The sequence below is a fragment of the Candidatus Zixiibacteriota bacterium genome (assembly GCA_036480375.1).
Classification (GTDB): Bacteria; Zixibacteria; MSB-5A5; order GN15; family JAAZOE01; genus JAZGGI01.
The window spans coordinates 23609-36629 of the sequence record JAZGGI010000039.1; the positions used below are offsets into that span (position 1 = coordinate 23609).

Annotated in this window: 13 protein-coding genes; 7 read left to right on the top strand and 6 right to left on the bottom strand. The window is 47.4% G+C overall.

Annotated features, from left to right (window positions below):
* The first annotated feature begins 24 nt into the window (after positions 1-24).
* Positions 25-1158: a metal ABC transporter permease gene (locus tag V3V99_12440; protein MEE9443465.1), complete on the top strand. Its 1134-nt coding sequence runs from the start codon at positions 25-27 to the stop codon at positions 1156-1158.
* On the top strand, positions 1155-2264 hold the full coding sequence (locus V3V99_12445; protein MEE9443466.1) for a metal ABC transporter permease: 1110 nt from the start codon (positions 1155-1157) through the stop codon (positions 2262-2264). The genes V3V99_12440 and V3V99_12445 overlap by 4 nt, the downstream gene beginning before the upstream one ends.
* Before the next feature lie 82 nt (positions 2265-2346).
* Here the strand turns inward: V3V99_12445 and V3V99_12450 are convergent, their stop codons facing one another.
* On the bottom strand, positions 2347-3543 hold the full coding sequence (locus V3V99_12450) for an aminotransferase class V-fold PLP-dependent enzyme (protein MEE9443467.1): 1197 nt from the start codon (positions 3541-3543) through the stop codon (positions 2347-2349).
* A gap of 575 nt (positions 3544-4118) precedes the next feature.
* Between V3V99_12450 and V3V99_12455 the strand changes: the two genes are divergently transcribed.
* Positions 4119-4754: an outer membrane beta-barrel protein gene (locus V3V99_12455; GenBank protein MEE9443468.1), complete on the top strand. Its 636-nt coding sequence runs from the start codon at positions 4119-4121 to the stop codon at positions 4752-4754.
* 467 nt (positions 4755-5221) lie between these two features.
* On the opposite strand, the gene V3V99_12460 is transcribed toward V3V99_12455, so the two are convergent.
* Positions 5222-5461: a hypothetical protein gene (locus tag V3V99_12460; protein MEE9443469.1), complete on the bottom strand. Its 240-nt coding sequence runs from the start codon at positions 5459-5461 to the stop codon at positions 5222-5224.
* A 22-nt stretch (positions 5462-5483) separates the two neighbouring features.
* Here V3V99_12460 and V3V99_12465 point away from each other — a divergent pair, with 22 nt between their 5' ends.
* Both V3V99_12465 and V3V99_12470 read left to right on the top strand, forming a co-directional pair.
* Complete coding sequence (locus tag V3V99_12465; protein MEE9443470.1) at positions 5484-6263, top strand: GNAT family N-acetyltransferase; 780 nt, start codon at positions 5484-5486, stop codon at positions 6261-6263.
* Positions 6264-6281: 18 nt separating this feature from the next.
* Complete coding sequence (locus tag V3V99_12470) at positions 6282-6674, top strand: carbonic anhydrase (GenBank protein ID MEE9443471.1); 393 nt, start codon at positions 6282-6284, stop codon at positions 6672-6674.
* A 3-nt stretch (positions 6675-6677) separates the two neighbouring features.
* Here the strand turns inward: V3V99_12470 and prmC are convergent, their stop codons facing one another.
* The 4 genes from prmC to V3V99_12490 are packed head-to-tail and all read right to left on the bottom strand — an operon-like array spanning position 6678 to position 10568.
* The gene (prmC, locus tag V3V99_12475; GenBank protein MEE9443472.1) at positions 6678-7538 is read right to left on the bottom strand and encodes a peptide chain release factor N(5)-glutamine methyltransferase; all 861 of its coding nucleotides are present in this window, start codon (positions 7536-7538) and stop codon (positions 6678-6680) included.
* Entirely contained in the window at positions 7538-7768 is a 231-nt protein-coding gene (locus V3V99_12480; protein MEE9443473.1) for a hypothetical protein, read from the bottom strand. The genes prmC and V3V99_12480 overlap by 1 nt, the downstream gene beginning before the upstream one ends.
* The gene (locus tag V3V99_12485) at positions 7762-9126 is read right to left on the bottom strand and encodes a TldD/PmbA family protein (protein ID MEE9443474.1); all 1365 of its coding nucleotides are present in this window, start codon (positions 9124-9126) and stop codon (positions 7762-7764) included. Before V3V99_12485 ends, V3V99_12480 begins: the two co-directional genes overlap by 7 nt.
* Positions 9123-10568 (bottom strand): TldD/PmbA family protein, encoded by a 1446-nt coding sequence (locus tag V3V99_12490; GenBank protein MEE9443475.1) that lies wholly within the window; start codon positions 10566-10568, stop codon positions 9123-9125. Before V3V99_12490 ends, V3V99_12485 begins: the two co-directional genes overlap by 4 nt.
* A gap of 328 nt (positions 10569-10896) precedes the next feature.
* Here V3V99_12490 and V3V99_12495 point away from each other — a divergent pair, with 328 nt between their 5' ends.
* A complete protein-coding gene (locus tag V3V99_12495) occupies positions 10897-11436 on the top strand; it encodes a transposase (protein ID MEE9443476.1) in 540 nt (179 codons plus the stop codon).
* A gap of 132 nt (positions 11437-11568) precedes the next feature.
* A complete protein-coding gene (locus V3V99_12500; GenBank protein ID MEE9443477.1) occupies positions 11569-12837 on the top strand; it encodes a hypothetical protein in 1269 nt (422 codons plus the stop codon).
* The last annotated feature ends 184 nt before the right edge of the window (positions 12838-13021 follow it).

Here is a 13021-nt window from a genome sequence, read left to right on the forward strand (position 1 = left end):
TCTATTTCGAGGATAAATCAAATTTTGGACGGGATATTTTACGATCTTATTTTTGATTATACCCTGCGAACGGTCGCCCTCGGATCGGCCGTGCTGGGTTTGGTCAGCGGCGCGTTGGGATGTTTCGCCGTTTTGCGACGCCAATCGCTTATGGGTGATGCCATGTCACACGCCGCCCTTCCCGGAATTGTCATCGCATTTATGCTGACCGGCATGAAAACGCCACTTGTATTAGTAATCGGTGCGGCCCTTGCCGGATGGCTCGGAACTCTCAAAATCATGAGTATTGTCAACCTGACCCGGCTCAAACACGATGCCGCTATGGCCCTGGTGCTTTCCGTTTTCTTTGGTCTCGGATTAGTCTTGCTCACTTTCATTCAGAAAACGCCGGAAGCGGCCCAGGCGGGGCTTGAGAAATTCCTTTTCGGGCAGGCGGCCGCGCTCCTCGAACAAGATGTCATCATTATGGCCATAATCGGCCTGATAACCCTGACTATTCTGATTGCCCTTTGGAAAAGATTCAAGCTCTTAAGCTTTGACGTCGAGTACGGCCAAAGTTTGGGGCTTCCGATGCGAATGCTCGATATGATTTTAACCGGCCTTCTGGTTTTGGCCATCGTCATCGGCCTGCAAACTGTCGGCGTCGTACTTATGAGCGCGATGATTGTCGCCCCCGCCGCGGCCGCCCGTCAATGGACCGACAAATTGGGAGTGATGGTGTTCCTGGCCGCAATTTTCGGCGCGGCATCCGGTATCAGCGGCGCCGTCGTCTCCAGTACCGCCGAAAAATTACCGACCGGTCCGACGATTGTGCTTTGTGTCAGCGCTATTGTTATTGCGTCATTACTGTTTGCTCCCAACCGAGGAATAATCTGGAGCCGGATTCGCCAGAGTAAAAATCGCCGCAAATTGCAACTCGACACGATCATCTGTGATTTGTATTCTCTGGCGTTGCAGCACGATGATTTTTCTCATGCCCATGATACGGCGACTTTGATTGCCATGAGTCCCGGTCAGTCTGGGATAAAATTCAGCCTGGAAGAACTGGAACGCCGCGAACTCGTGAAACTCACGGAAAACAATCAATGGACGCTGACTGAAAAAGGCATTGATGAGGCCAAACTGATTAGCGCCATATTCAAAGGACAGGAAAATTGAACTCATTCCAATTGGAAATACAAATGATCGCCGTCGTCGTGGCTGTCGCCTGTGCTCTTCCCGGAGTATTTCTTGTCCTGCGCCGAATGGTCCTGATGAGTGATGCCATCAGCCATGCGATCTTATTCGGAATTGTCCTGGCGTTCTTAGTGACCGGTGATATTAATTCACCTTTTTTGGTTTTGGCCGCCGCGGCCACCGGTGTTTTAACAGTCGTATTGGTTGAGTTAATCCAAAAAACGGGACTGGTCAAAGAAGATGCCTCAATCGGACTTGTTTTCCCGGCTCTGTTCAGCATCGGCGTCATCCTGATTTCCCGATTCGCCGGAAACGTCCATCTCGATGTTGATGCCGTGCTACTTGGAGAATTAGCCTTTTCACCATTTAATAGATTGGAATTTTCAGGCTATGATCTGGGTCCCAAATCACTATGGGTCATGTCGGGCATCCTGATATTGAACATCACTTTCATCATTATCTTTTTCAAAGAACTCAAACTGGCGACTTTCGATGCCGGACTGGCAACCGCCATCGGCTTTTCTCCGGTAATACTAAATTATCTTTTGATGTCATTCGTTTCGATTACCGCCGTGGGAGCTTTCGATGCTGTCGGATCGATACTCGTCGTTGCCCTTATGGTCGGACCGGCCGCGTCCGCCTATCTTCTGACCGACCGACTGGGCGTTATGCTTGTCATCAGCGCAGTACTGGGAATAATTGCCGCCATTGGCGGTTACTGGTTGGCGCATTTTCTTGACGCCTCCATCGCCGGCTCCATCGCGGTTACCACCGGTGTCATCTTCGGCCTCATATTTTCCTTCGCGCCTCATCGGGGAATCGTGGCGATTTTCAGACGACGAATGAGACAGAAATGGGAATTTGCCCAAACCATGCTGGTCATGCACATTTCGCAGCATCAGGGTACGCCGGAACAATCCGAAGAATGCCGGACAGAGACACTATATCATCACATGCACTGGGATCAGAATTTCACCGAGCGGGTTTCGCGAATAGCTCTCAGAAATCAACTTGTAAGAGAAGAAAGCGATTGCCTGCTTTTGACTGATAACGGCCGTCAACTGGCGTCTGAAACTCTCGCGTTATAATATATTGTTTTCACAGGAAATTTATGAAATATTAAAATAGCCGCTCCAATTATCGACCGTTTATCTAATTTATATTCAATTTTCAGACTGTCTTTGTCCTGGCCTTCATTTCTTTGGCTCGTATCGCGATATCCGACATCCCCTCAATCGCCCGGTCAATATGTTCCTCGGTATTGAACGGTCCGATAGCGAAACGAACTCCCCCGTGAATATCCAGCGTCCCGATTTGTTGGTGAACCAGAGGCGCGCAATGCAAACCCGTTCGCACGGCGATATCAAAATCAACATCGAGCATAATCCCGACATCGCCCGCGTCGAGCCCCTCGATATTAATCGTCAATGTGGATATGCGCCGGTCGAGCTCGCCACCACCGTACATAATCAAACCGTCTATATTTTCAAAACCATCGATTAGCCGCAGCGTTAATTTCATCTCATCGTCATGTATTTTATCGATCCCGCCTGATTCGACAATCCAGTCCTGCCCCGCCGCCAATGACCCGATCCCGACCACATTGGGCGTTCCGTATTCCATCCTGAAGGGATACTCATCGAGATGATACGGATAAGCTGAACGCACTCCTGTTCCACCGCTGCGGGTATGTTTGATTTCGACATGCTTGCGAACGCACAGCCCACCTATTCCGGTACTGCCCATTAGAGATTTGTGTCCGGTGAAAGCCAACACATCGATATTCATCGCTTTCATATCAATCGGAACTTTGCCCGCCGTCTGGGCGCTGTCGATAGCGAAGAGAACATCTTTTCCACGGCAGATGGCTCCTATTTCCGCGATGGGCTGAACCGTCCCCAAAACGTTGGAGCCGTGATTGACGATAACCAGTTTGGTCTTTGACTTAATTGCTTTTCTGATATCATCGGGATCGACAAAACCGTCGCCGTCAAAGGGCACAAACGTCGCTTCAACACCAAAATCTCTGACCAGATGATTGATCGGCCGGATGACTGAATTATGTTCCACATTCGTGGTGACGACATGATCGCCCGGCTCCACCAATCCGTTGATGATTAAATTCAAAGCGTCAGTGGCGTTGTACGAAAAGCACAACCGTTCCGGGTAGGCGACATCGCCGCCGAAAAATATCGTCAACCGTTTACGCAACTCATCAATGATATTCCCCGCTTCAATAGCCTTATCAAATCCGCTGCGGCCCGGATTGACTCCGCAATCTTTATAAAAATCCATCATGAAATTGTACACGGATTGAGGCTTCGGCCACGACGTAGCCGCGTTATCGAGATAGATTAAGTTGTCCATATCCCTCCAGAAAACCGAAATAAATCAATTCGGTTAATTCAACCTGCGATAAAGATAATATAATCCCCCCGTTTGTCAACCGAACTATCGATATGGTTTTACATCCCTATGTTGAGGTTTACATCCCTATACTAAGGCTTGTTGAGGTTGCTCAAATACTGCCTTTTGATTCTTGAAGTCTTGCCGATTTACATTGTAGCGACAACTCTCGAGTTGTCATCTGTAGAATTTTTCTTCTCACCACGAGCCCCCCGAACGTAATCCGAAACCCCCGCCGTAGGTCCTGAAACGAAGCCCCGAAGGGGTGAGTAAAGGAGGTTTCGACATTTTATCTACAAAGTGATTGCCATTATCATATAGTCGTGCTATTATCGAATGTAAACAAAGATTCGTTTTAAACTCACCCAACGGGTGGGATACAAATGCGATAACCTCAAGCGGAGCGGTTTCAGCTATGGCATTATTGGCTATTTCGATGGTGGCAGTGTGCTGTGGTTGCAGGTTGATGCTCACAAGGATGGAGAGGAAAGGTTTAATAGGACAAAGGTTGAACCCTTCACAAGGAGGAAATAAAAATGAAAAAAGCAATCTTGGGAATGGTCGTGTTTGTTATCTTCGCGACTACCGGTATGGCTCAAACGAAAATGTCAGGTTACATTGGAGGCGGCTTAGGTGTGCCGATGAGCCCCTCCGGCTTCACCGATGAGCATAATATGGGTCCTAATTTTATGGGAGGCCTTGGATTCGAATTAAGTCCATCCCTTGAACTTGTCTGCAGGGTTGGATATAACATGTTCCCGATTAACGAAGATGCAATTATGACAGAACTTGAAGCAGAACTGGGACCTCTGCCGGGCGTAAGTATTGACGGTGGAACTTTTAAGGTCCTTGCGTTTGGAGCCGATTTAAAAGTGAACTTTCAATCGAGTGGCGATGAAGCGAATATGGCACCATTCATAGTGCTTGGATTGGGAATGGCAAGTACGAGCTTTTCTGATGTAACGGTATCGTTAGGCGGTATGGGTATAACTGTACCTGTCGATGCAAGTGAAACTAATTTTGCATTAAACTTTGGCGCCGGATTCAATTATATGTTTTCACCGAGTACAGGATTATTTGTTGACGGCCGCTATTGTATAATATTAACTGAGGATGAATCGGTTAGTTATTTACCTATTCGCGCCGGTTTGAAATTTAATTTTGGTGGCTAATAAACATAATTTAAGATACTATAAAGGCCGACCAACATCGGCCTTTTTTATTACCTATATCGCTATCAGGGGAGGTAAGTATATAAACATAGGGGATGTCAAGGCCGGGTGCCCCAAGTCTTCAGACTTGGGGAAAGATAACTATCACAAATCATCTATCAGCACGACCGCTGGCCGCATTAAAAAAACAAGCGAAGCATTTTTTCGGATAGGTTCCCGCATATAGCATTCACAATTAATCAACTAATCTGATGTAATTTCCGAAAACATCCTCATTTAGTAGTATGGGTTATCTAAAAAATAATATGCGTAACAGTAGGGGCTCGTCGAGACAGGCGACGCCTGCTTTCTGGGTCGCTCGCGAGCGAACCCTACAGAAAAAACAGGCCCCCGCCTGTCGCAATCACCACCGATTTGATATGACCCAAAACGTTATTCTGAGGAAACAAACCCATTTTGGAATTTGCTCACTGTTCCGCCAGTTCCTTAGCGAAGCGGTGAACCGGCGGTAGGTCAACCGCGCGACAGCTAAAAACAGGCTTCCGCCTGTTGATATGACCCAAAACGTTAATCTGAGGAAACAAACCCATTTTAGGCAAACGAGGACATCCGCCGCCCAAACCATGTGCGAATTTAATTAAAGCTCGGAGAATATTGACAATTGACGGCATATAGCGCAAATTCCGAATTGGCTCACAGCTTGCCATGAACTCCGACAGGAAATATTTTATGGCCCAGACAAACGACAAAAAAAAACTAATCACTCACTTCCGAAAAGACCCCGTTCTCTTCGCCTATCATATCGGCGACCTCGATGATTTTTTCTTTCCGCTCTGCCAATGGCCCGCTCGCACCAACGATAATGATGAAATCGAAGAAGCGATTCTTATCTACAATAATCCGCTGTTCGTTACCGTCATGGCCTTCGGCCTGACCGAATCTTATGAACCGTTTTTACAGAGAGAATTTGAACATTTCCCCAAAACATTCTTCTGTCATTTTCAGGACAAGTATCGAGACATATTCAAATCGAAATACAACGAAGAACCGTTCGGCAAACATCTCAAAATGAAATTGGGTAAGTTTACAAAACAGCACGACGACAATGACAAAAACATTATCCGTCTGAGTATGAATCATCTCGATATGATTGAAGAATTTTATTCCAGGGCCTATCCCGACGGTTATTTCGATCCCAGGATGCTCAAGACGAATAAATATTTTGGATATATCGAAAACGAGATTCTGCAGTCCGTCGCCGGTTTGCACGTTTATTCCGATGAATACAAAATAGCCGTCCTCGGTTCCATAGCCACCCATCCCGATTATCGGGGCAGGGGCCTGGCGACAAAAGTGACATCGAAACTTGCCCGGGAATTATCGGCCGAAAATAAACTTGTCTGTCTCAACGTTAAAGCCGATAATATCCACGCTGTCAAATGCTATGGAAAAATAGGTTTTGATATCGTGCATGAATACGAGGAGGCGCGATTTAGTAAGAGGACATAAATCAGGGAGGATGGCCACATGGCCGAAGGAATATTTGCCACCGCGATAAATTGTATGGATGGCCGGACGCAGTTGCCGGTTAACAAGTGGATGAAAGATAAATTCAGAGCTGATTATATCGACACCATCACCGAACCGGGGCCGGATAAAATACTGACATCGCCGTTTTCACCCCTGAGCCAGTCGATAAAACAGCGCGTCCTGATTTCGGTGGAAAAACATAACTCATCAGTGATCGCCATTGTCGCGCATGACCAGTGCGCCGGCAATCCGGTCTCCAGAGACGAACATATCGCGCAATTGAAAAAAGCGATGGAAACGGTGAAATCATGGAACCTGTCGGTTGACATACACGGCGTCTGGATCGGCAGTAACTGGCAGGTCGAGGAGATTGATTCGATTGTAAGATAGATTTTAGGATAATTTGCAGATAACGACCCGGTCGATATCGGCCAAATCTTTAAGAAGAGCGCAGCCCGAATAGCGCGGATCGGCATCAACCATCTCGAATATCAACTCCGCCTGGTCATAACCGATTTCAAAAATCAGCGACCCCGGCCGGTTGAGATAATCAGGAGCCTGCCTGACCAACTTTTCAATTATATCCATTCCGCTGCTTCCGGCCAATAGTGATATTTGGGGATCGGCTTTTACTTCTGGTGGCAGACCATCGTAATCGTCATCTTTGATATAAGGAGGATTCGACGCGATAATATCGAACTTCAGCTTTTCATCAATCGACTCAAACAAATCCGACCGCACAAAGTTAAGATCAAGCGCGCCTAGTCTCGATGCGTTTTCCCGGGCCACTCCCAACGCATCATCAGAAATATCCGATGCGGTAACCTCAATATTTTCATTTTCCAATCTGGCCGACACCGCTACCACTCCCGACCCGGTTCCGAGATCGAGCAGCCTGACCGGCTTTTTATTCATTTGCCGGGCGGTTCGCAAAACACAATCGAGCAATATCTCAGTTTCCGGACACGGCACCATCACGCTTTCGTTGACGATAAATTTCCGCCCGTAAAACCAGGCCGATCCGAGAATATATTGCAATGGATAACGCGTTTTTCTTTTATCAACAATCTCATAAAATTTTTTCAGGATTTCCGGCATCACAAGCGTACCTCCGTCGAGATATAATTTGAGCCGTTCGATATCGAGAAGCTCGCACAGGATGAGTTCAGCCTCGACTGTGCCGGCGTCGATGCCGACCTCGCGCAATTCATGGCCGGCATCAGAGATTAATTTATTAATATTGGCATTCGCCATCAAACCATATCAGGAAGTTGCCCGCCTCCGCCGTGCCACATATCTGTTAGTTCGGGACGAAATGAGCATCCCGACCGGGCATGACCGTGAAACCGCAGAATCGGACGGGACGAACCTGTTATGACCAGCTCATCATTTATCGCCAGTATCTCTCCGGCGGATGATAATGTCACGACCGCGCCTGCCGCCAGCAGTGCCGACAATTGCAAAAACTCGCGCCGTTTTAACATGATCCCTCCCATTCTTCTTTGGTTTCCTGAACCAAATTGAAATTATTTATTTTCATCGCGGGCACCATCATCAAAGACGAATATTGCGGATAAACGATTCTGTTTTTACTCATCATCTCGACATTGGAGAACGCCTCCAGAATCGATTGATTGGTCCGCATATTTTTGATGGCCGGACCGATTTTGCCATTTTCGATCAGAAACGTCCCGTCAAAAGTCGTCCCGGTAATCATCGTTCGCATCGGATTGAGATAATTGATATACCAGAAATGAGTGATGAGAACGCCTTTCTCGGTCGAAGCAATCATCTCATCGATGCCGCTATTGCCCGGCGACATCACCAGATGCTTGGGATAAGGACCGAAGCTGTTATTGGGTTGTACCGAATGCCCGGTTGCTGGTACGCCCATCAGATTGCCATAGTATGTATCAAACGCACCCTCTCCGGCTTTTCCGTTTTCGATAGGCACGATTCGTTTTTTGGGGACGCCCTCATAATCAAACAGAAGCGCGCCGAAGGCTGGATTATCAGCTTCATCGGCGATGGTGATATTCTCGCCGGTTATAAGTTCACCGGTTTTACCCGACAAATACGAGCGTCTTTGCAGAAGCGTCCGGCCGCCCATCCCGAGGAAACTCAGGAACAAGAGCAATTGTCCCACCGCGGCCGGTTCGAGGATGACCGTATATTGACCATCATCAAGAATCACCGGATTGATATTTCTTTTTGCCTTCTCAATCGCCCGCGAGGCCGCTGTTTCATAATCGATATTGGCCGGATCGGGGCTGAATGAAACTCCATATCCCGATTGTTCGCCCTCACCGACGATAGTCAGCGACAATTCACTTTTGCCGTTTTGACCATATTGAAAAACACCCAATGAACTAGCTACTGCTACGGTATTGATGTCATGCCGAAATGCGCCTGAAGCGTTTAGGTTTTCTTTGGCCGACATAGACGCTACTTTGGCTACCACATCCGCCATATCATCGGGGGTAAAAGATAGATTGGGTTCGACCGTTACGACTTTATCCATCGGAGGCGCGACTGATTTGTCGGGGAACGATACAAACCGTTCATCCGGTTTTTGAAGCAGTCTGATTTTGTTGGCCGATTCGACCGCGGTTTTGATTCCTTCCTGCGTGACGTCGTTAGTTATCGCGATACCGATTTTCTTTTCATTGACGGCGGTAATGACCAGTGTCGTTTGTTCCTGTGATAGATTTTGTGTAATGGTCGATTCGGCAAAACGGGTCAGGTCTGTTTTCTCGCCCATCAAGACAACTTCGGTCAAATCGGCTGTGGAATGTTTGAGAGCGCTTTTCAGAATTCCATTGATATTATCACGATTCATCATGACTGCCCTCCCACATCAATGTTAACGAATCTGACGGGCGAAGCTCCTTCTCCTGTTCGAGCGTTTTGTCCCGGCTGGCCTTTTCCGCAATTAGGCGTACCCTGCAAAACAAATTGCGACTGGTCGCCGATAGCATCACAGTTATTCCATAGCTGAGTCGTGCAGCCCGAAAAAGTTGGGCTTTTGACCACCCCGGCCAATTTACCGCCTTTGATTTCCCAGCCGATCTCGCATCCGAACTGGAAGTTTTTGCGTAGATCATCAATCGACCATGACGTTGGGCCATCCATATAGATTCCATCATCAACGTCGCCGATGAGCTGTTTAAAAGTTTTGTTACCCGGCTCCAGTATGGTATTGGTCATGCGGACAATTGGAATATTGGCCCATCCTTCGGCCCGCATATTTCCGGAACTGTTTAGTCCCACACGGCCCGACATTTCCCGGGATGATAGATAATTTATCAGTTTACCGTTTTTGATAAGTTGTGTTCGCCTGCTTTTGACGCCCTCATCATCCCAGATAAACGACCCCAATCCATGCGGGATCGTCGAATCGATGTGGACGTTGACGATTTCCGATCCGTACTGAAGCGAGTTGAGATTTTCCGGAGTGGCAAACGATATCCCCGAAAAATTCCGCTCGGTGCCGAAGACCCGGTCCAGTTCGAGAGCGTGACCGATGGTTTCGTGAATCACCAGCGATGTGATATTTCCGCCCAGAACGAGGGTCGTATTTTTTTGCGGGCAGGCCGGGGCGGCGAGAACCATCGTGACTTCCTCGGCCATGCGGGGAATCTGATCTTTCAATTTCAATTCATCCAGAAGTTCATATCCTTTGAGTTCGTACTGTCCGGCAGGTTTGGGATACGACCGTTCGGCGCGTTCGCGGCGCGATTTGGCCTGCCCCAGGCTTATCCCCGCGCCGGATTGAATCAGAAGCTGATGCTGTTTGCATCCTTCTGATGAGAAAAACCATTTGTCCAGTTTGCGAAACGACACGAAACAACTGCGGGTGTTGATGTCTTCAATGGCGCCCATGGCCGCGTCAATATCGGCCAGATACGCGATCTTATCTTCCAGCGGTACCGTAAACGGATCGATTTTGAAATCGGATTTGAAATCGCCCTCGCCGATTTCAATCGGCGTCAGCTCGACCGGAGTTTTCATAACTTTTGCCGACGCTCGCGCGATTGCGGCCGCTTGTTCGACTAATCTATCAATCGCCAGTGTCGCGTCATCCGATGCGGCAAATCCCCAGGCGCCGTCGAGTAGCATTCGAACCGACCACCCGGCCGAGATCGAACTTTCAATCGGTTCGGGTTCGGCGTCGGAATACGACAGGTTTTCGTCATGAATAATCTCGTAGCGGATATCGCAGTATGACGCTTTTTGCATCGATGCCGCCACCAGTCCATCCATGGCGATTTTTTCTATATCCATACACGCTCCCTATAGATAACTTTTTTGATTTTGATACGCATAATGTACGAATTGAATGGTTAAGAGTCAAAAAAGAATTCGAATATGTGCCATCAGTTCCTGGCTCAATTTTGCTGGAATGTGAATTAAGATGTTCTGTCGGGTCTTGATTTTGTGAAACAAAATTGTGACCTGACGTGTATCAAGAACTTACGATTCGAAATGTTTCCCCATTCTTTAGGCTGAAGATCATTTCAAGACTTTTTCAACAAGCCCCTTCAGGGTTGGAATGAGATATTTATTTAAATTTGTGATTCACTTCAATACGTGATTATGTTAAGATATCATTATGTCCAAACTAAAACATTATGATGAATTTGGAATGGCAAGATTTATCACCTTTTCCTGTTACCGCAGATACAAATTATTCAATCGAGAATATGTATATGAGGTATTTCTTAAACATCTTGAATCGTTCCGGCGTGAGAATGATATTAGTATTTTGGGGTATGTGATTATGCCCAATCATGTAAATTTGGTTCTGTATCCTCATTGGAAGATCGAAATGGGAAGATCGATTGGCCACCTAAAATCTAAATTTGCGTATGAAATACTTTCGGAATGGAAAAGGATAAAAAAGAATCGGCTTGAGAGACTTTGGGTATATAGAGGCGGAAAAGAATCATTTGCCTTCTGGCAATTGCGGTGCTATGATCATAATTGCCGGTCGCCAGAGACCGTCAGAGAGAAAATACATTATTGCCATAACAATCCGGTTAAATCGGGATTGGTTGCTTCACCTGAAGAGTGGAGATGGTCGAGTTACAAATGGTATATGGGAAATCGACCGGAAATTGTGCGGGTAGATGAGATAGATGTTTTGTGCTAATTGTCTTTTCCCAAGTCTAAAGACTTGGGGCACCCGCGCTTAAGAAAATCGTCTACCTTGCTATTGTCAGTTGACGAGACGGTCTCAAAGTTCCAACCGGAAAGAGTGCAACGCTTATAGGAGGTATGTGTTATGGAGAATAATCCAAGTAACAACCGCGAGATCAACTGTACGAACAATTCATATTGTTCTATCTTGATATTGTGTGCCGGGGTAATAATGTTGGCGGTTGGAAGTGTCTGCCGCGGAGAGTTTGACGCTGGTACGGATCAGCTGATGGTGGTGGAGCACCGAACGATTTTCGATCAGAAGGCCATGGCAAACGGATCAATAGCTACACTCAGTATTGGCGGCGAGTGGTACACCGCGTCGCGCTACCACCGTGATCCTGCCAGCGAGGGATCCTGCGAGATCACCGCTTACGATAAGCATGATGTCGTATTCTGGCAAGGTAATCTCGGGTGTACAGTTCATATGAGTTCTGTCGCTGGCTTCTTCTTTTCGTATAATCCACTCGGTGACCATACAACCGAGATTTATAACCTGAAGGTGTCAAGCGATCCCATTGCAAAGCCACGATGCTACCCGACAGAGCACGCTTTTTCAAGTGACGGCAAATATGTCCTCCTTGGTGGAGACGGCCTAAGACTGTTCGATGATCTTGGCCAACGACTTTTCTCGTACAAGGTTCGTCTTGACCAAGATGTTGCTTTGGCAATCAGTGCCAATTCAAGCTTTATTGCCGTGGGAGATGTGGTAGAAGAGGACACCGGAGTATCGGATAGCATTTCCAGCAGGGCAACAGACTCGTATGAACAACGAGAACGACCGACAAACCAAGACTCTACCGGAACGCGGATCCGTCGTCATGCTAAGAATGGTACCAGCGAAACGGCTGGTGGTGCAAGCGGTCAGCGAAGAAAACCTGATCGAATTCAAAAGCGACGCAGCCGACAGAGTGGACCACAGCAAATGGTATCAGTTTTAACACTGACGGGTCAACGCCTGAGTGAGTTCCCCATATCAAAGTACGCTAATGCTCTGGCAGTATCTAATGACGGTGCATTGGTTGCTGTTGCCAGTGGCGCAGAGGTTAGCTTGTTTACTGTCGATGGCGATTTAAAGTGGTCCCATGTTTTTTCCAACTACGACAACACGGTGAAGGCTATAGCCATCGGGAATGACGGAACTGTGGCGGCGGTGGTGAATGAAAGTCGCAATCGGGAAATTAACGAGCGTTACGTTGTCGCCTTCGACTCTGACGGCCAACCGGAAGCGAGTGGAAAGATAACCGATCGTCCAGCGCTGGATATCTACGACATTAGACTTGTGGTCGGCGACGACGATATCAGCTTCGCCGATTCCAAAGAACAGGTTACACTTCGATCCATGCAGGACTGAGGTGGGGATAATTGTTTTTAGCCGGGTGCCCCAACCCTTCAGGGCTTGTTGATAAATCCCTTTCGGGTGTTGCGGCAGGTCTTGATTTTGTGAAAACAAAATTGTGACCTGACGTGTATCAAGAACTTACGATTCGAAATGTTTCCCCATTCTTTAGGCTGAAGATCATTTCAAGACTTTTTCA

Bases quoted from the DNA above. Each gene is read 5' to 3' on its own strand.
- V3V99_12485 (MEE9443474.1), bottom strand. From the start codon at position 9,126: ATGATGAATCGTGATAATATCAATGGAATTCTGAAAAGCGCTCTCAAA.
- prmC (MEE9443472.1), bottom strand. From the start codon at position 7,538: ATGGCGAATGCCAATATTAATAAATTAATCTCTGATGCCGGCCATGAA.
- V3V99_12500 (MEE9443477.1), top strand. From the start codon at position 11,569: ATGGAGAATAATCCAAGTAACAACCGCGAGATCAACTGTACGAACAAT.
- V3V99_12470 (MEE9443471.1), top strand. From the start codon at position 6,282: ATGGCCGAAGGAATATTTGCCACCGCGATAAATTGTATGGATGGCCGG.
- V3V99_12480 (MEE9443473.1), bottom strand. From the start codon at position 7,768: ATGTTAAAACGGCGCGAGTTTTTGCAATTGTCGGCACTGCTGGCGGCA.
- V3V99_12450 (MEE9443467.1), bottom strand. From the start codon at position 3,543: ATGGACAACTTAATCTATCTCGATAACGCGGCTACGTCGTGGCCGAAG.
- V3V99_12465 (MEE9443470.1), top strand. From the start codon at position 5,484: ATGGCCCAGACAAACGACAAAAAAAAACTAATCACTCACTTCCGAAAA.
- V3V99_12490 (MEE9443475.1), bottom strand. From the start codon at position 10,568: ATGGATATAGAAAAAATCGCCATGGATGGACTGGTGGCGGCATCGATG.
- V3V99_12495 (MEE9443476.1), top strand. From the start codon at position 10,897: ATGTCCAAACTAAAACATTATGATGAATTTGGAATGGCAAGATTTATC.
- V3V99_12455 (MEE9443468.1), top strand. From the start codon at position 4,119: ATGAAAAAAGCAATCTTGGGAATGGTCGTGTTTGTTATCTTCGCGACT.
- V3V99_12460 (MEE9443469.1), bottom strand. From the start codon at position 5,461: ATGGCAAGCTGTGAGCCAATTCGGAATTTGCGCTATATGCCGTCAATT.